The organism is Ruegeria sp. N11 (genome assembly GCF_056531525.1).
This window is the reverse complement of record NZ_JBQFLX010000007.1, coordinates 130,204-149,638: the sequence shown is the minus strand read 5'-3', so window position 1 is coordinate 149,638 and position 19,435 is coordinate 130,204. Positions and strand designations below refer to the sequence as shown.

The window sequence follows — 19,435 nt, the reverse complement described above, 5'->3', positions numbered from 1 at the left end:
TTGTGTGAATCAAAACGAATGCGTCCTAAATGTCGCCATAATAGCCTGAAACCTGCTGATGCCCCAAATTCTGTTCAATCTTGCGGTCGCTTTGCCGCTGGACCAACCGGCCCCAATTCGCTAATCGGCTTGAGCACTGATAGCGCAAAAGGAGCCCCCATGTCCGGACACGGAACGCCCATCCCGATGACGTCGCATCCCTGCGGCCCGCTGACCGGCACGGCAGAGGTGCCCGGCGACAAGTCGATCTCGCATCGGTCGCTGATTCTGGGCGCGATGGCGGTTGGCGAAACAAGAATTTCGGGTTTGCTGGAGGGCGAGGATGTTCTGGACACCGCCAAGGCCATGCGGGCCTTTGGGGCCGAAGTCACGGATCACGGCGGCGGCGAATGGACCGTGCATGGCGTCGGGGTTGGCGGCTTTGCCGAGCCCGATCAGGTGATCGACTGTGGCAACTCGGGCACCGGAGTGCGCCTGATCATGGGGGCGATGGCGACGTCGCCTATCACCGCGACCTTTACTGGCGACGCCAGCCTGAACAAGCGCCCCATGGCGCGGGTCACCGATCCGCTGGCGCTGTTTGGCACGCAATCTGTCGGTCGTTCCGGCGGGCGTCTGCCGATGACAATCGTGGGCGCGGCCGAGCCAGTGCCGGTTCGCTACGAAGTTCCCGTCCCCTCGGCTCAGGTCAAGTCGGCCGTCCTGCTGGCCGGTCTGAACGCACCGGGCAAGACCGTGGTTATCGAAAAAGAAGCCACCCGCGACCATTCCGAGCGGATGCTGGCCGGTTTCGGAGCGGAGATCACGGTTGAGGACACGGACGAGGGTCGCGTGATCACGTTGACCGGTCGCCCCGAGTTGAAGCCGCAGGTTATTGCCGTTCCGCGGGATCCGTCCAGCGCGGCCTTCCCGGTTTGTGCGGCGCTGATCACGCCCGGTTCTGACGTGCTGGTTCCCAGTATCGGTCTGAACCCGACCCGCGCAGGGCTGTTCACGACGTTGCGCGAGATGGGCGCAGACCTGACATATGAGAATGAGCGCGAAGAGGGCGGCGAACCAGTCGCTGATCTGCGCGCCAAATATTCACCCAACATGAAGGGCATCAACGTGCCACCGGAACGCGCGGCCTCGATGATCGACGAATACCCGGTGCTGTCTGTGGTAGCGGCCAATGCCACCGGCACCATGATGATGGGCGGCGTTAAGGAACTGCGCGTCAAGGAAAGCGATCGCATCGACGCTATGGCGCGCGGGCTGCGCGCCAATGGCGTGACAGTGGACGAGGGCGACGACTGGTGGTCGGTCGAGGGCCTCGGCATCGGTAACATCCCAGGCGGCGGCACGTGTGAGAGCTTTCTCGACCACCGCATTGCCATGTCTTTTATGGTCATGGGCATGGGTGCGAAATTACCGGTATCTGTCGATGACGGCGGCCCGATTGCAACTTCGTTCCCGATTTTCGAACCACTGATGGCGGCCTTGGGGGCGAAGGTCGAGCGTACATGAGTTTTACGGTCGCCATAGACGGTCCTGCGGCGGCGGGTAAGGGCACGATTTCCAAGGGTGTCGCCGCACATTTCGGCTTTGCGCATCTGGACACGGGGCTGCTGTATCGTGCCGTGGGCAGGCACACACTGGTTGGTGTGGACCCGGTTGCGGCGGCGCTTGCGTTGACCGCTGAAGAACTGGCTCAGGGTGATCTGCGAACGGCCGAGATTGCACAGGCGGCCTCGATAATTGCGGTGATCCCCGAAGTGCGCGCCGCGTTGGTGGATTTCCAGCGCACCTTTGCCCGTCGGGCGGGGGGGGCCGTGCTTGACGGTCGCGATATCGGAACCGTGATATGTCCGGCGGCGGAAGTGAAACTGTTCGTCACCGCCAGTGCCGAGGTGCGCGCAGAACGTCGCTATCTTGAACTCAATGCGAAAGGGGCTGATGTCACACGCGATCAGGTCCTGACGGATGTACGGGAGCGTGACGCGCGGGATGCGGAACGCAGCGCGGCGCCGATGAAGCCCGCAGATGACGCGGTTCTGCTCGATACCTCTGATCTGAGTATCGAAGCTGCATTGGAACAGGCCATAGGGGTCATCAAACAAAAACGACCCGCGACACCGTAGTGCAGCGGGTTGCCTGATTACAGTTCGCCGACGGCAATGCTTTTGATGCTTGCCCACTGGTCGTCAGCCGTTTTTGCCGTGGTGGGGACGTCCTTCAGGAACGCAGCGCGGGTATCGGCGTTCAGGAACAGGTACAGTTTTCCATCAGCCACCAGATACTGATCCGGGTCGCCGTCGAACTTCTTGCCCACGGACACGCCATACGAGCAGAATCCGCCATGCTGCGGCAGATAGGCGGCCGGGTTGGCCTCGAACGCTTCGCGGTTCGCGGCGCTGGTGAAGTAGTACGACGCCCCGTCATAGGTGGCGGAATGGGTTGCAAAACCCTCTACCGGGTTGCCGTCATTGACCAGCGCGACCAGATCGACGCCATGGGCCGCCAAAGGCGCGCCCGCTGCCGATATGCCGTTCGAAACGTTGATTTCATCGGCGGCAAAGGCCGGGGCAGCGATCAGCGGCAGGGTTGCGATCAGGGTGGTCAGGACCAGATTTTTCATTGCATTTCCTTTCGTGTTCAGGTTCGGGCTGGCTGGTGCGCCAACCGCTGAAACAAAGATAGGCGGCTGTTCTTGTACGAACTATCGCAGGAAGGCCGTCAGGTTTTGCAGATCGTTCAAAGATGGGGCTTGCCGGGAATACTCTTCACCAAGCTTTGTTTGGCCAGTGAGAAGGTGGCTTTCTATTGTGAAGGAATAGCCTGCAGGAGAAATGCCATGATCCGACTAGCCGTATTGCTGATTTTTCTGGCCGGAGGACTGGCGGCTCAAGACGGGCAGGCACCCGAGCCGGCAATGGATTACGAGCGTCTGGGCAAGATCATCTTTGCGCTCGACCCAGAAGCACAACCGCAGGGCCCCGGGTTTCAGATGACGGTTGCGGATTATCCGATGTTGGTGGTGACAGACATTAATGCCGACCGGATGCGCGCCATGGTCCCGATCCGCAGTGCCGAGGGGCTGTCGGATGATGATCTGCGGCGCATGATGCAGGCCAATTTCGACAGTACGCTGGATGCGCGTTACGCGATCGCCAATGGCACTTTGTGGGCTGCGTTCGTCCACCCGTTGTCTTCACTGAGAAAAGACCAGTTGATCTCGGGGCTGGCCCAGACCGTGAACATCGCCGCGACCTACGGCACCCTTTACACCGGTGGTGCGGCAGAGTTTGGAGGCGGCGACAGTACCGACCTGCAGCGCGCCCTGATCGAAGAGCTTTTGAAGAAGGGCGAGGAAATCTGATCCGCGCCCGAAACTGGAGTTTTTCCTGATACTGCCCTGTTTCGCAGGGACCCACGTTCTGAAGACGATGTACAGCACCGTGACGACTGGCGCGCCATGGTTTCATGTGGTGCCGGGAGCAAAGCGATGAGTGTTTTCTGTTGCGATTTCGGACGCATGGACGGGTCTGAATGCCATATTTTCATAGGCTCTAGCTGAAAGCAGGAAAACTGCTATAGTTTCCCGCAGCGAAAAGGGAAGGCTGCCACACAAGCCCAAAAACAAAAAAAGGGCAGGCAGCCAAGAAATCCCCCAAGCCAACAGGGACAGAAATACATGAATAATCGTTTGAGTAAAATCACCATCGTAGGTGGTGGTACGGCTGGTTGGATGACCGCCTTGATTCTGGAAATGGTGCTTTCACGCACGTCAGCACCCAAGGATCGCCCGCGTATCTGCCTGATCGAAAGCCCGAATATCGCCACCGTTGGAGTTGGCGAAGCCACGGTTCCGCGCATGCCCGTCACGCTCCGGCAGGCAGGCATATCAGAGCGGGATTTTTTCCGCGAGACCAACGCATCGTTCAAGCTGGGTGTGAAATTCTGCAACTGGAACAAGTACGCCAAAGGCAATCGCATCGACTACGTGAACCCTTTTGCCCATGGCCAGATGCTGGAGGGGTTGGAGGCCGCCGAATATTTCCTGCGCTTTGGCAATGGGGATCGGGACTTCACGCAATCAATCTCGCCACACGATGATCTGGCGCGATTGTGTAAAGGCGCACGGCAACTGGGTCAGCCCGAATTTGAACAGCGCTTTGGCTATGCGTATCATCTGGATGCCGTAAAGTTCGCAGGCATGCTGACCAAGGTCTGCACCAAGCGCGGTGTGGAGCATATCCAGGATGAAGTGCAGTCAGTAGAGCTGGATGAACAGGGCAATGTCAGCCACCTGATGTTGGACCGCAAAGGCCGCCATGACGTCGAGATGGTGGTCGATTGTACCGGTTTTCGCGGGTTGGTCATCAACAAGGCACTTGGCGAGCCGTTTATGGATTATTCGGATTATCTGCCTAACGACCGCGCCATGGCGTTGCAGATCGAGCATCCCAACCCGGAAAAGATCGAAAGCGTTACGCGGTCTACCGCACTGGGCGCAGGGTGGACATGGCGGGTGCCGCTTTATAACCGTGTGGGCACCGGTTATGTGTTCTCGTCGGCACACCGCACGGATGATCAGGCGGCGGATGAATACCTCGAATGGCTGGGGGACAGCGGCAAGGGGGCGACGCCACGCGTGATCCCCATGCGCATCGGTCGTGTGCGCAACGCCTGGGTCAAGAACTGTGTGGCGATCGGTCTGTCCGGTGGTTTTATTGAGCCTTTGGAAAGTACCGCGATCCATATGATTGATCATGCAGTGCGTTGGTTCGCCGAACACCTGCCCACACGTGACATGGAGCCGTCCTTGCGCGCCAGATATAATCGGCAGATGGACAAGCTTTATGGCGAAGTTCTGGAATTCATCTGTCTGCATTACCAACTGGGCAACCGCACGGACGACCAATACTGGATCGATGCACGCACCGAGATGAAAGTACCGGATCGGTTGGCCGAGAACCTGGAATTGTGGCAGCACCGGCTTCCGATGCAGCACGATGTCGAGTTTGCAACGCTGTTTGACCACCGGGTCTATCAGACGGTTCTTTTGGGCAAGCAGGTCTATGATACGGGTTATGGTGAGGGTATCCGTGATCGGTTGCGACCGTTGAACCGACCGATTTGGTTCCAGTGGTGGAAGGGCGCGAAGGGGCACCTTGCACAGATCCTCAAAACGATGCCGGATCACAAGACGCTGCTGCGCGATATCCGGGGAGAACTGGAGAGACCAGCCTTTGGCAAGGCGGCTGCAATGAAACCCACAGTGGCCATGCCGGGTGCGGTCCCTGCTCCGGCGGTGATCCACAACATGCCCAATTTCGCGGAAATCCAAAGCGGCGCGAAGGATTTGCAGCTGTTCTAAAGTTCCCCGCCTCTCAGAAAGAGGGGTTGGAAGAACTTATCAGGGGCAGAGCTTCGAAACTCTGCCCCTGTTGCGGTCACTCGGGTGTTATTAGGACCTCCGTAGTCGGGGCCGCGGAGCGAAGTGATCTGACGCTATAGCGCGGATCCCTCGCGCAACTCGTCCTGTTCGGTCGGCGTCGGCGTATGGTTGAAGACGAAGGCCGTGCGGCAAGCGTCTTCCCCTCCCAGCGCTTCGATCTTGCGGCGCTGGTCGGCAAAAGCACGGGCGTTGACTTCTTCCGGATCGCAGATTTCGCGCAAGCGGCGCTCACCCTCAGCCAGCGCGGCGGCAACGTCGGGGTCGTCTACCCGATCCACCGCGCGGTTCACCAGTTCGTGCGGGTCGGTTTCCAGATCGAATAACTGCGGTGGTTGACCAACGTAGTGGACATATTTCCAGCGGCCCCAGCGCACCATGAAACTGCCGGTTTTTGAACCGCCATCATGGTACTCACTGAAACCGGTACGGTTCGGGTCGTCTGGCGCATTGGCGATGGTACGCAGCGACAGACCGGGCTGTCCGGCGTTCCCTTCGTCATCGGCAACACCACAGACCTCGCGGGCGGTGGCGGCTATATCGGTCAGGTTTGTGCAGGTCGAAACAGTGCGGCCTGCGGGAATTCCGGGACCGGCAGCAATCATAGGCACACCGGCGCTGGCTTCGTACATGACCATCTTGGTCCAGAATCCCTGATCCCCCATCATGTCGCCATGGTCCGACACATATAGGATAACGGTATTGTCCAATTGTCCGCTGGCATCCAGCGCGGCAACCACGCGGCCGACGCAATGATCCATGAACGAGGTCAGGCCGTAATAGGCAACCTTTGCTTCGCGCATCTTCCGTTCATCGAAATAGTCCTCGTAGTTGAAGAAGGCGGCGATATTGCGCAGCTCTCCATGTTCGGGCAGGCCTTCGCCGTAACCGACCGGCAGGTCCATGTCGGCGGGGTCGTAAAGGTTGTACCATTCCTCAGGGCAGGTCAGCGGGTAATGCGGGCTGACCAGCGAAACAAAGGCGGCCCAGGGTTGCTCCAGGCGCTTGGGATCCGCCAGCCAAGCCTCGGTGGCATTTGAGATGGCCTTGTCGTAGTCGGTATAGGTGCTGCTGCCAGCACCCACGTCACCTGCCAGTTCAGCGGCTGAATCGTAGGGCGGTGGGTTTTCCCGCAGCAGACCGACGGGCCATCCGACGCCGCCGACCACGTGCATTGGAATGATTTCTTCCGAAAACCCGTTGTCATCGTCGGCCGACCGAAAATGAAGTTTGCCGATGGAAACCACTTCGCGCCCGGCGTCGCGCAGCTGCCGCATCCAGCTGCGAGGCTCTCCGGCGTAGGGCGAGGCGCTGTCCCAATTGCCGGTGCGGTGCACCCATTCACCGGTGGCCAGCGCTGCGCGGGTCGGGACACACATTGGCGACGGCGTGTAGGCGGCCTGGAACATCGTGCCCCGTGCGGCCAGCGCATCCAGATGCGGAGTTTTCACGATCGGGTGCCCTGCGCAACCCATGGCATCCTTGCGATGTTCGTCCGAAATGATGACAAGAAAATTCGTATTTTGCTGAGTCATGGGGTCCTCCGCCTCACTTCATACCGTCGGGTCGGGCCTGGTCGCAGGTTTGATTGCGACATTCCGGGAAAGTGATTTGGTGTCATTTGCGCGGTTGTGTCCTTCTGCATGAAATGTAATGTCATAACATATCTATTTGTTTTTGAGCAAAGGCGGAAATATGGGCGCGACTTCCTCTGGGGGTGTCAGCCGGGGCAGGCACAGGCGGCGAAATCAAAACACCAGTCTCCATCCCAGGATAAGAGGCGGTTCACCAATGCGGGCTTACGACGCGCTGCCGCCTGAATTGCGTCAATGGCTTGCAGCCGCCTGCCTTCCGTGGAGCCCGGCTTCCGCAAAACGAATCTAGATTCGTGCAGGCGGAACCCATAATCCGGAAGCGGCGAAAACCCGGCTGGATGCAATTGAACGGGCAATGCTGAAGCGGGACGCCCGGATCTGGAGGCCAAAATTCGATCAGCCGGAGCGGCAGGATCGCGCCCAATAGGCCATTTACCTTGGAAATATGGGCTTTCCACTTGCACCGGTCAGCAAATCCGCCTATACGCGCGCTGTCTGAACAAGGGCGGTCAACGTCCGGATGACGTATCTGAGCAGGGCCGGGTCACCTCGGCCCTTTGTGTTTGTGTAATCGGATGCGCCCCGGATCACGCCAGAAGACATCATGAAACAAGACCGGCGGAGACAACCGCTCGGCCAGTAAAAACGTAAGTAAAGGAAAACAACGCCACATGGCTAACGCATCCATGGAGGAATTCGAAGCCCTCCTTAATGAAAGCTTCGAAATGGACACACCCGAAGAGGGTTCTGTTGTCAAAGGCAAGATTCTGGCGATTGAAGCCGGTCAGGCCATCATCGACGTCGGCTACAAAATGGAAGGCCGCGTTGATCTGAAAGAATTCGCAAATCCCGGCGAAGCTCCTGAAATCGCTGTTGGTGACGAGGTCGAAGTATACCTGCGTGCTGCAGAAAACGCCCGTGGCGAAGCCGTCATCTCGCGCGAGATGGCCCGCCGTGAAGAGGCATGGGACCGTCTGGAAAAAGCATATGCCGACGACCAGCGCGTCGAAGGTGCAATCTTCGGTCGCGTCAAAGGTGGCTTCACCGTCGATCTGGGTGGCGCAGTTGCGTTCCTGCCCGGCTCGCAGGTTGACGTTCGCCCTGTGCGCGACGCTGGCCCGCTGATGGGTCTGAAGCAGCCGTTCCAGATTCTGAAAATGGACCGCCGCCGTGGCAACATCGTTGTTTCGCGCCGCGCTATCCTGGAAGAATCGCGTGCCGAACAGCGTGCCGAAGTCATCGGCAACCTGTCCGAAGGTCAGACCGTCGAGGGTGTCGTCAAGAACATCACCGAATACGGTGCATTTGTTGACCTGGGCGGCGTTGACGGCCTGCTGCACGTCACCGACATGGCATGGCGCCGTGTGAACCACCCGTCCGAGATCCTGACGATCGGCGAAACCATCAAGGTTCAGGTCATCAAGATCAACAAAGAGACCCACCGCATCAGCCTGGGTATGAAGCAGCTGCAGGAAGATCCGTGGGATCTGGTTGCTGCAAAATACCCGCTGGGCTCGGTCCATCAGGGTCGCGTCACCAACATCACCGACTACGGCGCGTTCGTCGAGCTGGAAGCCGGCGTCGAAGGTCTGGTGCACGTGTCCGAGATGTCCTGGACCAAGAAAAACGTCCACCCCGGCAAGATCGTTTCGACCAGCCAGGAAGTCGACGTTATGGTTTTGGAAATCGACGGCGCCAAGCGTCGCGTGTCTCTGGGCCTGAAGCAGACTCAGCGCAACCCGTGGGAAGTGTTTGCAGAAACACACCCCGAGGGCACCGAGGTCGAAGGCGAAGTCAAGAACATCACCGAATTCGGTCTGTTCATTGGCCTCGAAGGCGACATCGACGGCATGGTTCACCTCAGCGACCTGTCCTGGGACGAGCGTGGCGAGGATGCGATCCAGAACTACCGCAAAGGCGACATGGTTTCGGCCGTCGTTTCGGAAGTTGACGTTGAAAAAGAGCGTATCTCGCTGTCGATCAAAGCCCTGGGCGGTGACAAGTTCGCCGAAGCCGTGGGCGGCGTGAAGCGTGGCTCGGTCATCACCGTTGAAGTCACCGCGATCGAAGATGGCGGCATCGAGGTCGAATACGAAGGCATGAAGTCGTTCATCCGTCGTTCGGACCTGTCGCGTGACCGTGCCGAGCAGCGCCCCGAGCGTTTCTCGACCGGTGACAAGGTTGACGTCCGCGTCACCAACGTCGACAGCAAGACTCGCCGTCTGGGCCTGTCGATCAAAGCACGCGAGATCGCCGAAGAGAAAGAGGCCGTGGAACAGTACGGTTCCTCCGACTCGGGCGCATCGCTGGGCGATATCCTGGGTGCAGCGCTGAAATCCGGCGACTAAACCTCAGGCTGTCCGAAGCAGTCGAATTTCGGCCCCGCACGTCAGTGCGGGGCCGTTTTTGTTGCGAATCAATATGTTCTGATTTCCCGGCCCAACTCGGGCAACAGGTGTTCTTTGGAGCCCGGAATCAGGCCCGCAGGCAAAAAATTGCGTGAGAATATGGCAAAATGATGCCTCGGCACGCGGAGTTTGCGTTCCCCCGTTCCGCGTTTTTTCTTATACTGTCCAAAACAATAGACATGGTAATCCGGTCGCCTGGGAGGGTAATGCCTATGATCCGTTCAGAATTGATTCAGAAAATCGCCGACGAGAACCCGCATCTTTATCAGCGTGACGTTGAACGGATCGTGAATACCGTTTTCGAGGAAGTGACCGATGCTATGGCCCGCGGCGACCGGGTCGAACTGCGCGGATTTGGCGCTTTTTCTGTCAAACAGCGGGACGCACGCGTCGGCCGCAATCCCAGAACCGGTGAGACCGTGCAGGTCGAGGAAAAATGTGTACCGTTTTTCAAGACAGGCAAGTTGCTAAGGGACCGTTTGAACGGTAAAGCCTGACCTTATGATGCGCTACATTCGATATGCTTTTCTTGCGGTCCTCGGGATCACCCTGATCTCGATTTCGCTGGCCAATCGCGAAATGGTTGAACTCAAGCTTATGCCGGATGCCTTGTCCGAGCTGGCTGGCTTCAACCTCAGCACCTCGTTGCCGCTGTTCCTAGTTGTTCTTGGGGGCGTGGTTGCCGGGCTGGTCATAGGCTTTCTTTGGGAGTGGCTGCGCGAACACAAGCACCGCCGCGACGCGACGGCCAGCAAAGGCGAAGTGCGCAAACTTGAGCGTGAGGTCAAGAAGCTCAAGAAAAAGCAGAATCAAGGTCAGGACGAGGTTCTGGCTCTGCTGGACGAGGCCAGCTAAGCGGCATGTCTACTGAAATTAGTGTGAAAATCTGCGGCTTGACCGCACCGGCTCAGGTGCGCGCGGCCGTAGATGCTGGTGCACGATACTTGGGATTCAACTTCTTTCCCAAGTCGCCCCGGTATGTCCCGCCCGAACAGGCGGCTGCGTTGATGGCTGACGTGCCGGTTGGCGTGGCCAAGGTGGCCCTGGTCGTGAGCCCCTCAGACGATTTGCTGGACAGTATCACTCAGGCCGCGCCCTTCGATATGTTGCAATTGCACGGCAGCGAAAGTGCCGAGCGTGTGCGCGAGGTCAAGGAACGTTACGGCTTGCCGGTGATGAAGGTCATCGGTGTGGCAGATGCCGAAGATCTGGCCGCAATCGACATCTACAGCGACGTCGCGGACCAGCTTCTGATTGATGCCAAAGCCGCCAAGAACGCGGTCTTGCCGGGCGGTAACGGGCTGGCGTTTGACTGGCGGTTGCTGGCTGGGCGCAAATACTGGCGTAAGCCATGGATGCTGGCCGGCGGTTTGAACCCGGAAAACGTGGCCGAGGCCATTCGGATGACGGGAGCACGACAGGTAGATGTCGCCTCAGGTGTTGAAAGTGCTCCGGGGATCAAGGATTCGGGCCTGATCAACGCCTTTATCGAAGCCACCCGTTGATCTGATCGGGCCGCCATCGCGTATCTCCTGTTAAGGAGTATGAATGGATGCTGGCCGCAATCGGTGGAGTTGCCCTGAAAAACTGGTATCACGCGCCCGAGTTTTTCTGGCGCGCGCGCCAGGCTTATTTGCAAGCCCGTGACGATCCGCTGTGCCTGCGGGTGGAACTGTTCCCACATCAGGGCCTGTATTTTTCGCTGAGCGTCTGGCACGACGCCGAGGCCATGCTGACATTCGCCCAGTCGGGTCCGCATCGGCGCGTTGTGCAGGCGGCCTCCCGGTTGGCGGAGGTGCATGAGTTCCATCATTTCAACTGTATTGCCGTGCCAAGCAGGGACCAGGCTCTGCGGGTTTGGTCTCAGCATGTTCATGCGGCTGAATGATACGTTTTGCCATGGCAAATCCCGCCGCCACCTCCTATGAACAACGGGTACGACGAGGGAGACACCCATGGCCAACGATCTTTTCAATTCCTTCATGTCCGGGCCCGACGAACAGGGCCGTTTCGGCATCTTCGGCGGACGGTTCGTCAGCGAAACGCTGATGCCCCTGATCCTGTCGCTGGAAGAGGAATATGAGAAGGCCAAGGACGATGCGACCTTCTGGGCCGAGATGGACGATCTGTGGGCCAACTATGTTGGCCGCCCGTCGCCGCTGTACTTCGCGGAACGCCTGACCGAACATCTGGGTGGTGCAAAGATTTACCTGAAGCGTGACGAGCTGAACCACACCGGCGCGCATAAGATCAACAACGTGCTGGGCCAGATCATTCTGGCGCGGCGCATGGGCAAGACCCGGATCATCGCTGAAACCGGGGCAGGGCAGCACGGCGTAGCCACCGCCACCGTCTGCGCCAAGTTCGGATTGAAATGCGTGGTCTACATGGGGGCCCATGACGTGCAGCGTCAGGCTCCGAACGTGTTCCGCATGCGCCTGCTGGGGGCCGAGGTGATCCCTGTGACTTCCGGTCGCGGGACACTGAAAGATGCAATGAACGACGCGCTGCGCGACTGGGTGACCAACGTGCGCGATACGTTCTACTGCATTGGAACGGTCGCTGGTCCGCACCCGTATCCGGCGATGGTGCGCGATTTTCAGTCGATCATCGGCAAGGAAGCCAAGGAACAGATGATGAAGGCCGAAGGCCGTCTGCCCGATACGATCATCGCCGCCATCGGTGGTGGGTCGAACGCGATGGGCCTGTTCTACCCATTTCTCGACGACAAGTCCGTGAATATCATCGGCGTCGAGGCGGGCGGTAAAGGCGTGAACGAAAAGATGGAGCATTGCGCCTCTCTGACCGGTGGTCGTCCGGGCGTTTTGCATGGCAACCGAACCTATCTGCTGCAGGATGACGACGGCCAGATTCTTGAAGGCTATTCCATTTCCGCTGGTCTGGACTACCCAGGCATCGGGCCAGAACATTCATGGCTGCACGAGGTAGGGCGTGCGCAATATGTCTCGATCACGGACAAAGAGGCGCTGGAAGCGTTCCAGCTGTGCTGCGCAACCGAAGGCATCATCCCGGCGCTCGAACCCAGCCACGCACTGGCCCATGTGATGAAGATTGCCCCGGAACTGCCCAAAGATCACCTGATCTGCATGAACATGTGCGGACGCGGCGACAAGGATGTTCAGACGGTTGCGAAATACCTGAACTTTGACATGTCCGATACCGAAGGACGCGAGGCAATCTAAGCCTCTGATTTCGCCAGCGTAAGCCAGACAGATGTTGAGCGGCGGTGGGTCCGAGAATCATTGGACCTGCCCCGGTCGCCATGATGCTTTCACTGTCTCGCAATTGCGGAAAATGAAGCGCTTTGGTGCGGATTGTCTGGCTTTTGCCGGGTTAGCTTGCAGTGCCGAAACAGCCCTCCTGTAAGGTCTGGTTAGAAAGCTGCTGTGTTTTCCCAGGATTTTTCCGCCAACCCTCAGAATTATTTGCCAAATAGGTGCCGGGATGACCCTCGCGGCAAGCGCCAGACTCGGCGCATCTGGCAAATTCGATACACGCGAAATAATTGAGATTTGGTGAATCTGTACAGCGTTTTGAATTTGAATAAACTCACTGTCAATTCGCAACTTCTGGTTGCTAATCATAATGTGCCCCGGACGGTGTCAGAACTCAGTTGCGCGTTCGGAATGGCATGTCATAAGGCGCATATCCTTGTGTTATGCCCCTATCGGGTTTGTTGGAGGTTGGGATGGTTAACTCCTTTTTTCGCAGGCTGCTTGGCCTTGTCTGTTTGGTTTCAGTCGTTCTGTTCGGCAGCAGCAAGGAAGGCGCGGCCTTTGGTGGGGCTACCTTCTTCAATACACCCATTGCGTCACCCAATGGCGGTTCCGTCCAGTTTACCAACATCCCCGGCGCAACGACTGCATTTGTCGCCCTCAGCGGCAGCGGCCAGGCACCGGGCGGTGCGATTTACTTTGGTGGCGGGATCACGCCGTCTCCGATCATCACTCCGGCCGGATTGACCAACCTCGGTTGGCTGAACCCAACCATTCTCAGTCAGGACGGCGCAGACAGCACATATGCCGCCGACGGTTACATGGGGATCATTTTCACGGCTCAGGAAACCCCGGGTGGGCCGCTTTACAGATACGAACTGGCCCTATCGGGTGTGACGAACACGCAGATTATCAGCACCCGGACGCTGGTGGATACGACCCAGCCCACGGCTTCGGTCGGGGCGCTGACTGCGACCGGGAACGGCACCTTTACCGCGACAATCACCCTCAGCGAACCCAGTACCGACTTTGTTGCCAGTGATCTTTTGGTGGTGAACGCAACCGCGACCATGACCGGTTCGGGTGTCGATTACGTTGCCACACTGACACCGCAGAACAACGGTACAATCGAGCTTTCCGTTCCGGCCGGAGTTTTCACCGACGCCGCAGGCAATCTCAATCTGGCGTCGAACACTGTGACAACCGTGCAGGCCGCAACAAACACGCAGCGTTTGATTCAGGCCTTTCAGAATGCCCGCGCGAATAGCCTGGTCTCAAACCAGCCCAACCTGACGCGGTTTCTGCAACAGTCCGGCGCGGGGGCATTCGATGCGTCCGTATCTCAGGGCGCCGGGTTCCTGAACTTTGCCAGCGATCCGACCTTGCCCATCTGGCTGAACGTTACAGGCAACTGGAGTTCGCAGGACGACTTTGACAGCAGCTATGCTTTGGCGGTTCTGGGGGCGCACCATCAGGTTAATCAGAACCTGTTGGTCGGTGCGATGCTGCAGCTGGACTATGCCGAAACCGAAAACGGCGCGTCCGAGATTGACGGCACCGGGTGGTTTGTTGGTCCGTATGTCGTGGCGAAACTGCCCGAGCATCCGATCTATTTCGAAGGACGTGCGCTTTACGGGAAAGCTGACAATGAGGTTTCGCCTCTGGGCACATACTCGGACAAATTCGACAGTGACCGCTGGCTGGTGCAGTCGCGGGTCACAGGCGAAATCCAGCGCGGGGCGCTGACCCTGATGCCGCTTCTGGATCTGAGCTATGTCAGCGATGATGCCGAGGCCTATACGGACAGTCTGGGCAATCCGATTTCGGCCCAGGATTTCAGCCTGACGACCGTTCAGTTGGGAATGGATTTCAGCCACCCGATCTCCGTCGCACGTGGCAGCATGACCCTGACGGGCGGACTGTCCGGCGTCTGGAGCAGCACATCAGGCACCGGCACCGTACCGGGCGTCGCCCCGATCGGGGACACCACACGCGGCCGTGTCGATCTGGGTCTTGATTACAGGTTGCAGAACAACAGCCTGCTTGCGGCAGGTGTGTTTTACGACGGCATCGGCGAAAGCGGATTTGAAAGCTACAGCGTCGATCTGACGTGGCAGATCAACTTCTGACCGATTGAATCCTTGAAGTCCCGGATCCGTCCGGGACTTCTTTTTCTCAAAAATAAGCCGAAACGGATTCTAAAGACTGACGAAGGGTCAGGACCCGGCTTTGTGCTGCTGCAGGATGTCCAGCGGCACAATGTCCAATGCGCGCTGATGCGTGGCCTCAAGATAAACCCTTGGGGCGCAGCCCTCGTCATGGGCCTGCAGGAACCGACCCGCACACAGACACCAGCTATCGCCGGGCTTGAGGCCCGCGAAATCGAATTCGGGGCGTGGGGTGCTCAGGTCATTCCCGACATATTTGGAATAGGCGAGGAATTCGGCTGTCATAACAGCGCAAACCGTATGACTGCCCTGGTCTTCGGGGCAGGTATTGCAGGCCCCGTCCCGGAAGAACCCGGTCAGCGGATCACGCGAACAGGGGGCAAGGACACCCCCCAGCACATTGATACTGTCCTGTTTTTGCATAGAGGCATCCTACAGGGTTTGGGCGATCTTGCGGAACATTTCTATGTTCTGATCGCTGACACCGGGTTCGCGGAACTTGCGATCGGCTCCGGTGGTGACAATCAGGACATCCCGCGGCCGATCGAAATAGATGTATTGCCCATAGACACCGCGCGCCAGAAATTCGCCCTCATGCCCGTTTTTGGGGATCCACCATTGATATCCATAGCCGATCTTGCCGGTTTCGGTCGGGGCACTTGGCCATGTCGACTCGGCAATCCAGTCGGCGGGAACAATCTGCTCGCCGCTTCGGGAACCGTCTTGCAGTATCATCTGTCCGAACCGGGCAAAGTCGCGGGTTGTAAAGTTCAGCCCGCCAAGAACAAACGCGACGCCTGCCCCATCCGTGATGTAATACCCATCGCGTTCCAGCCCCAAAGGCTGAATGATCTTTTCGGTCAACAACTCGGAAACACTGCGCCCGGTCGCGCCGCGAATGACCATACCGATCACATGCGTGTCGATTGATACATATTGCCAGGTGTCACCCGGCGCGGCAAAGCTGTCTTGAAGGGACGCGGCGAAGTCGTCCAACTCCCCGCCCAGCGCCACGACACGGCCCATCCGGTTGATGTCCGAGTTATAATCCAGATAGTCCTCGTCAAAGGTCACCCCGCTGGCCATGTTCAGGACATTGCGGATCGTGGCGCCGTCATAAGCGCTGCCGGCCAGTTTGGGCGCATATTTCACCACGGGGTCGTCCAGCGAGTCGATTGCCCCCTCGGCCAACAGAATGCCGAACAGGGCGGACAGATAGCTTTTGGCGACGGACCACGATATCCGCCGATCGTCCGGGCGGGTGTCCAGATAGTATTCTTCGAACCGGATCTGGCCTTTCTGCATCACCAGCAGGGATGTCACAGCGCGTTCCCCGATCCATTGATCGGTTCCCTCAGGCAGATCAAAGCCCGGTCCATAGGGCAGTTCCCATGTCGGGCCGCTCCCGCGCGGCAGATCGACCGTCAGAAAGGCGTCGCTCATGTGCGAGAAATTGTGAACGATCCGCTCTTCCGAGAACAGGGAATTGACCGCCAGAAGCCGCTCGATCTCTTCCCGTTTCCACAGGCCAACGACGACGGCCGCCAAAACCAGCGCCAGAACAATGCGCAACAGCCATCTGAATACAGTTCTCATTCGTCCCCTCCACCTGATCAACACAATAGAAAAGAGGTCCGGGACCTTTCGCAATCCGAACGTTGCGGCAGCAGGTGATTTACCGAAACTTGTCCAACAGCTTTTGCATCGGTGACCGGTCATCCGGAGCCGGAATAGGCTCAGGGTCGTTCGCGGCTTTTGGTGTGGGCTTTTCCGGTGTCTTTGACGACCGCGCAGGCGCCGTCCGCAAAGCCACGGCATTCATGAATTTCCCGCTTTCCCCTTCGGCAAGATATTGGGCCCCGTCCGAAACGCCCCGCAGGACGTCTTCCAGCCAGTCGGCGTCAGCCTTGGCAAAATCGCTTAGCACATAGGCCGAGACCATTTCCTTGCGCCCCGGATGGCCAATCCCCAGCCGAACCCGGTCATAGGCGGGGCTGATGTGTTCGTGGATTGATCGCAGCCCGTTATGCCCCGCGTGACCACCGCCGGCCTTGACCCGCACCTTGCCGGGGGCCAGGTCGAGTTCATCATGAAAGACGGTCACGTCAACCGACTCGAGCTTGTAGAACCGCATCGCTTCACCAACGGACTGGCCGGACCGGTTCATGAAGGTTTGCGGTTTCAGCAGCAGAATTTTGTCCGTGCCCAGACGACCTTCGCAGACCTCGGCCTGAAACTTTGAACGCCAGGGACCAAACCCGTGATCCTCTGCGATGCGGTCCAGTGCCATGAAGCCGATGTTGTGACGGTTTCCAGCGTATTTTGAACCGGGATTCCCCAGGCCGACAAACAGCTTCATCATTTCGTCCTTACATGTCGCGGGCCAATACCTGAATACGTATCAGGTTCATTGCACGGTTCGCCACCGCCTTTCCAGTCCCGCCCGGCCAAAAGAAAAACGGGGCTCTGAAAGAACCCCGTTTCATATCCAGAACCAAAAGGTTCCGAAATTATTCTTCAGCGCCGATTACTTCGACTTCGTCGGCTGCAACTTCGCCCTCTTCGCCGTCTTCATCGTCGCTGGACGACAGACCGGTCGGAGCCGAAATGTTCGCGATCACGAAGTCACGGTCGATGGTCGGCTTGGTGCCGGCCGGCAGATCAACCGACGAAATCGTCACAACGTCGTTGATGTTCAGACCGGTCAGATCGACGGTGATCTTTTCAGGAATGTCACCCGCGGTGCACATCAGTTCGACTTCCGGACGAACAACGGTCAGAACGCCGCCCTTCTTGATGCCGGGCGCTTCTTCTTCGTTGATGAACTCAACCGGGATGAACAGCGCGATCTTGGTGGTCCGGCGCAGGCGCATCAGGTCCAGGTGGGTCGGCAGGTCTTTGACGACGTCCCGCTGAACGTCGCGGCAGATGACGCGAACGTCTTCGTGGCCTTCAACCTTCAGGTTCCACAGGGTCGACTTGAACCGGCCTGCTTTCAGGCGCTTGAACAGGACGTTGAACGGGATCTGGATCGGCAGCGGCTCTTTGTCACCACCAAAAACAATGCCCGGAACCATGCCGTCGCGGCGTGCCTGACGAGCGGCGCCCTTGCCTGTCCCCGTCCGTTCCAGAGCTACGAGATCAGGAATCTCTCCAGCCATGATAATTCTCCAATGTTAGGGCGGGCATCCTCCAAGGCTGTATGCCCGCGTGAAGCCGCGTCCTTAGCTTGATTCATTGGGTTTGGAAAGGGGTTTTTGACGGATTGTCATTTTGCGAGGCTCTGCCTCGCGCTCCGGGATATTTGGGGCCAGATGAAAAACGGATCCGGTCTTCATCTGGCTAAAAATATCCCGGGGGAGACGCCCGTAGGGCGGCGGGGGCAGAGCCCCTGACAACAGCGGCTCTCTCAGTTCTGCCAGCGGCCACCGAAGTCTTCTGGGATCAGCAGGTTGTGGCGCCCCAGATCGCCAACATTGCGTTCGCCGCAGAGCGCCATGGTGGTGTCCAGTTCCTTGTGGATGACGTCCAGCGCCGTGGTTACGCCTTTCTGACCCATCGCCCCAAGGCCATAGACAAACGCGCGGCCGATATATGTACCCTTGGCCCCCAGCGCCAGTGCTTTCAGAACGTCCTGACCCGAACGGATGCCACTGTCCATATGCACTTCGACGCCTCCGCCAACGGCGTCCATGATCTGCGGCAGCATTCGGATGGAACTGAGCGCACCATCCAACTGGCGACCGCCGTGGTTCGAGACCACAATGGCATCCGCCCCCAGCTTTGCGGCCATTTTCGCGTCTTCGGCGTCCAGAATACCTTTCAGGATAACCTTACCGCCCCATTGCTCCATCAGCTTTTCGACCTTGCCCCAATCAAGGCTTGGGTCGAATTGTTCGGCAGTCCAGGCCCCCAGCGAGGATGCGTCAGAAACGCCGTGCGCATGTCCGACGATATTGCCGAACTCGCGTCGGCTGGCACCCAGCATCTCGATTCCCCAAGCCCATTTCGTCATCAGGTTGGCGATTGTTTTGGCCGTCAATTTCGGCGGGGCGGACAACCCGTTCTTGAGGTCCTTGTGCCGCTGGCCGAGGATTTGCAGGTCGAGTGTGATCACCAATGCCGAACATTTGGCGTCCTTGGCCCGCTGGATCAGGCGATTGATGTAGTCCTGATCCTTCATCGTATAAAGCTGGAACCAGAACGGCTTGCCCGTGTTCTCGGCCACATCTTCGATGGAATTGATTGACATTGTCGACAGGGTGAAGGGTACGCCGAAATCTTCCGCTGCCTTGGCCGCTTTTATCTCGCCATCTGCGTGTTGCATGCCGGTCAGCCCCACCGGCGCCAGCGCGACCGGCATCGTTACGTCCTGTCCGATCATCTGTGACGCGGTCGAACGCCCGGACATGTCTACTGCAACCCGTTGGCGCAGGCGGATGTTCTCGAAATCCGAGGTGTTTTCGCGAAAGGTCTGCTCGGTCCAGCTGCCGCTTTCGGCGTAGTCGTAGAACATCCGTGGCACGCGGCGTTCATAGATGCGTCTGAGGTCTTCAATCGTTGTAATGACTGGCATGATTCCGGGCCTCGG

At 58.5% G+C, this 19,435-nt stretch carries 19 protein-coding genes; 12 read left to right on the top strand and 7 right to left on the bottom strand.

Going from position 1 to position 19,435, the window contains the following annotated elements:
* The first annotated feature begins 159 nt into the window (after window positions 1–159).
* Together aroA and cmk are read left to right on the top strand one after the other, a co-directional pair.
* Entirely contained in the window at window positions 160–1,506 is a 1,347-nt protein-coding gene (gene aroA / locus ACR0J8_RS09615) for a 3-phosphoshikimate 1-carboxyvinyltransferase (protein ID WP_480524913.1), read from the top strand.
* Entirely contained in the window at window positions 1,503–2,120 is a 618-nt protein-coding gene (gene cmk / locus ACR0J8_RS09610) for a (d)CMP kinase (protein ID WP_480524911.1), read from the top strand. Before aroA ends, cmk begins: the two co-directional genes overlap by 4 nt.
* Window positions 2,121–2,137: 17 nt before the next feature.
* On the opposite strand, the gene ACR0J8_RS09605 is transcribed toward cmk, so the two are convergent.
* The gene (locus tag ACR0J8_RS09605) at window positions 2,138–2,617 is read right to left on the bottom strand and encodes a YHS domain-containing (seleno)protein (protein WP_170816780.1); all 480 of its coding nucleotides are present in this window, start codon (window positions 2,615–2,617) and stop codon (window positions 2,138–2,140) included.
* Window positions 2,618–2,833: 216 nt separating this feature from the next.
* On the opposite strand from ACR0J8_RS09605, the gene ACR0J8_RS09600 reads away from it, so the two are divergent.
* Together ACR0J8_RS09600 and ACR0J8_RS09595 are read left to right on the top strand one after the other, a co-directional pair.
* Complete coding sequence (locus ACR0J8_RS09600) at window positions 2,834–3,358, top strand: hypothetical protein (RefSeq protein ID WP_480524908.1); 525 nt, start codon at window positions 2,834–2,836, stop codon at window positions 3,356–3,358.
* 315 nt (window positions 3,359–3,673) lie between these two features.
* Entirely contained in the window at window positions 3,674–5,359 is a 1,686-nt protein-coding gene (locus tag ACR0J8_RS09595; protein WP_480889868.1) for a tryptophan halogenase family protein, read from the top strand.
* A 134-nt stretch (window positions 5,360–5,493) separates the two neighbouring features.
* Here ACR0J8_RS09595 and ACR0J8_RS09590 read toward each other — a convergent pair whose 3' ends face one another.
* A complete protein-coding gene (locus tag ACR0J8_RS09590) occupies window positions 5,494–6,972 on the bottom strand; it encodes a sulfatase-like hydrolase/transferase (protein WP_480524904.1) in 1,479 nt (492 codons plus the stop codon).
* 160 nt (window positions 6,973–7,132) lie between these two features.
* Here ACR0J8_RS09590 and ACR0J8_RS09585 point away from each other — a divergent pair, with 160 nt between their 5' ends.
* The 8 genes from ACR0J8_RS09585 (at window position 7,133) to ACR0J8_RS09550 (ending at window position 14,805) form a co-directional block, all read left to right on the top strand.
* A complete protein-coding gene (locus ACR0J8_RS09585) occupies window positions 7,133–7,321 on the top strand; it encodes a DUF6525 family protein (RefSeq protein WP_480524901.1) in 189 nt (62 codons plus the stop codon).
* 382 nt (window positions 7,322–7,703) lie between these two features.
* A complete protein-coding gene (rpsA, locus tag ACR0J8_RS09580; RefSeq protein ID WP_170613425.1) occupies window positions 7,704–9,380 on the top strand; it encodes a 30S ribosomal protein S1 in 1,677 nt (558 codons plus the stop codon).
* A gap of 272 nt (window positions 9,381–9,652) precedes the next feature.
* Window positions 9,653–9,937: an integration host factor subunit beta gene (gene ihfB, locus ACR0J8_RS09575; protein ID WP_037310872.1), complete on the top strand. Its 285-nt coding sequence runs from the start codon at window positions 9,653–9,655 to the stop codon at window positions 9,935–9,937.
* Window positions 9,938–9,944: 7 nt separating this feature from the next.
* Window positions 9,945–10,295: a LapA family protein gene (locus tag ACR0J8_RS09570; RefSeq protein ID WP_170613423.1), complete on the top strand. Its 351-nt coding sequence runs from the start codon at window positions 9,945–9,947 to the stop codon at window positions 10,293–10,295.
* Window positions 10,296–10,300: 5 nt separating this feature from the next.
* Window positions 10,301–10,945 (top strand): phosphoribosylanthranilate isomerase, encoded by a 645-nt coding sequence (locus ACR0J8_RS09565; RefSeq protein WP_480889863.1) that lies wholly within the window; start codon window positions 10,301–10,303, stop codon window positions 10,943–10,945.
* Window positions 10,946–10,992: 47 nt separating this feature from the next.
* Window positions 10,993–11,328: a hypothetical protein gene (locus ACR0J8_RS09560; protein WP_170613420.1), complete on the top strand. Its 336-nt coding sequence runs from the start codon at window positions 10,993–10,995 to the stop codon at window positions 11,326–11,328.
* A 67-nt stretch (window positions 11,329–11,395) separates the two neighbouring features.
* Window positions 11,396–12,643, top strand: coding sequence for a tryptophan synthase subunit beta (trpB, locus tag ACR0J8_RS09555; protein ID WP_480524897.1), 1,248 nt, complete (start codon window positions 11,396–11,398; stop codon window positions 12,641–12,643).
* A 506-nt stretch (window positions 12,644–13,149) separates the two neighbouring features.
* Window positions 13,150–14,805 (top strand): Ig-like domain-containing protein, encoded by a 1,656-nt coding sequence (locus tag ACR0J8_RS09550; RefSeq protein ID WP_480524895.1) that lies wholly within the window; start codon window positions 13,150–13,152, stop codon window positions 14,803–14,805.
* Between the two features lie 87 nt (window positions 14,806–14,892).
* Here the strand turns inward: ACR0J8_RS09550 and ACR0J8_RS09545 are convergent, their stop codons facing one another.
* The 5 genes from ACR0J8_RS09545 to ACR0J8_RS09525 form a co-directional block, all read right to left on the bottom strand.
* Window positions 14,893–15,267 carry a DUF2237 family protein gene (locus tag ACR0J8_RS09545; protein ID WP_480524893.1) on the bottom strand — a complete coding sequence of 125 codons (375 nt, stop codon included), beginning with the start codon at window positions 15,265–15,267 and terminating at the stop codon, window positions 14,893–14,895.
* A 9-nt stretch (window positions 15,268–15,276) separates the two neighbouring features.
* Window positions 15,277–16,440, bottom strand: a complete 1,164-nt coding sequence (locus ACR0J8_RS09540; protein WP_480889859.1) for a serine hydrolase domain-containing protein — start codon at window positions 16,438–16,440, stop codon at window positions 15,277–15,279.
* Window positions 16,441–16,519: 79 nt separating this feature from the next.
* The gene (gene pth, locus ACR0J8_RS09535; RefSeq protein WP_480524889.1) at window positions 16,520–17,203 is read right to left on the bottom strand and encodes an aminoacyl-tRNA hydrolase; all 684 of its coding nucleotides are present in this window, start codon (window positions 17,201–17,203) and stop codon (window positions 16,520–16,522) included.
* A gap of 151 nt (window positions 17,204–17,354) precedes the next feature.
* Window positions 17,355–18,005, bottom strand: coding sequence for a 50S ribosomal protein L25/general stress protein Ctc (locus tag ACR0J8_RS09530; RefSeq protein WP_170807711.1), 651 nt, complete (start codon window positions 18,003–18,005; stop codon window positions 17,355–17,357).
* Between the two features lie 248 nt (window positions 18,006–18,253).
* A complete protein-coding gene (locus ACR0J8_RS09525) occupies window positions 18,254–19,420 on the bottom strand; it encodes an alpha-hydroxy acid oxidase (protein WP_480889855.1) in 1,167 nt (388 codons plus the stop codon).
* Between the last annotated feature and the right edge of the window lie 15 nt (window positions 19,421–19,435).

Excerpts from the sequence above, each read along its gene's own strand:
- pth (WP_480524889.1), bottom strand. The coding sequence starts at position 17,203 with ATGAAGCTGTTTGTCGGCCTGGGGAATCCCGGTTCAAAATACGCTGGA.
- cmk (WP_480524911.1), top strand. The coding sequence starts at position 1,503 with ATGAGTTTTACGGTCGCCATAGACGGTCCTGCGGCGGCGGGTAAGGGC.
- ACR0J8_RS09550 (WP_480524895.1), top strand. The coding sequence starts at position 13,150 with ATGGTTAACTCCTTTTTTCGCAGGCTGCTTGGCCTTGTCTGTTTGGTT.
- ACR0J8_RS09545 (WP_480524893.1), bottom strand. The coding sequence starts at position 15,267 with ATGCAAAAACAGGACAGTATCAATGTGCTGGGGGGTGTCCTTGCCCCC.
- aroA (WP_480524913.1), top strand. The coding sequence starts at position 160 with ATGTCCGGACACGGAACGCCCATCCCGATGACGTCGCATCCCTGCGGC.
- trpB (WP_480524897.1), top strand. The coding sequence starts at position 11,396 with ATGGCCAACGATCTTTTCAATTCCTTCATGTCCGGGCCCGACGAACAG.
- ACR0J8_RS09595 (WP_480889868.1), top strand. The coding sequence starts at position 3,674 with ATGAATAATCGTTTGAGTAAAATCACCATCGTAGGTGGTGGTACGGCT.
- ACR0J8_RS09600 (WP_480524908.1), top strand. The coding sequence starts at position 2,834 with ATGATCCGACTAGCCGTATTGCTGATTTTTCTGGCCGGAGGACTGGCG.
- ACR0J8_RS09590 (WP_480524904.1), bottom strand. The coding sequence starts at position 6,972 with ATGACTCAGCAAAATACGAATTTTCTTGTCATCATTTCGGACGAACAT.
- ACR0J8_RS09540 (WP_480889859.1), bottom strand. The coding sequence starts at position 16,440 with ATGAGAACTGTATTCAGATGGCTGTTGCGCATTGTTCTGGCGCTGGTT.
- ACR0J8_RS09605 (WP_170816780.1), bottom strand. The coding sequence starts at position 2,617 with ATGAAAAATCTGGTCCTGACCACCCTGATCGCAACCCTGCCGCTGATC.
- ACR0J8_RS09585 (WP_480524901.1), top strand. The coding sequence starts at position 7,133 with ATGGGCGCGACTTCCTCTGGGGGTGTCAGCCGGGGCAGGCACAGGCGG.
- ACR0J8_RS09570 (WP_170613423.1), top strand. The coding sequence starts at position 9,945 with ATGCGCTACATTCGATATGCTTTTCTTGCGGTCCTCGGGATCACCCTG.
- ACR0J8_RS09565 (WP_480889863.1), top strand. The coding sequence starts at position 10,301 with ATGTCTACTGAAATTAGTGTGAAAATCTGCGGCTTGACCGCACCGGCT.
- ACR0J8_RS09560 (WP_170613420.1), top strand. The coding sequence starts at position 10,993 with ATGCTGGCCGCAATCGGTGGAGTTGCCCTGAAAAACTGGTATCACGCG.
- ACR0J8_RS09530 (WP_170807711.1), bottom strand. The coding sequence starts at position 18,005 with ATGGCTGGAGAGATTCCTGATCTCGTAGCTCTGGAACGGACGGGGACA.
- ihfB (WP_037310872.1), top strand. The coding sequence starts at position 9,653 with ATGATCCGTTCAGAATTGATTCAGAAAATCGCCGACGAGAACCCGCAT.
- rpsA (WP_170613425.1), top strand. The coding sequence starts at position 7,704 with ATGGCTAACGCATCCATGGAGGAATTCGAAGCCCTCCTTAATGAAAGC.
- ACR0J8_RS09525 (WP_480889855.1), bottom strand. The coding sequence starts at position 19,420 with ATGCCAGTCATTACAACGATTGAAGACCTCAGACGCATCTATGAACGC.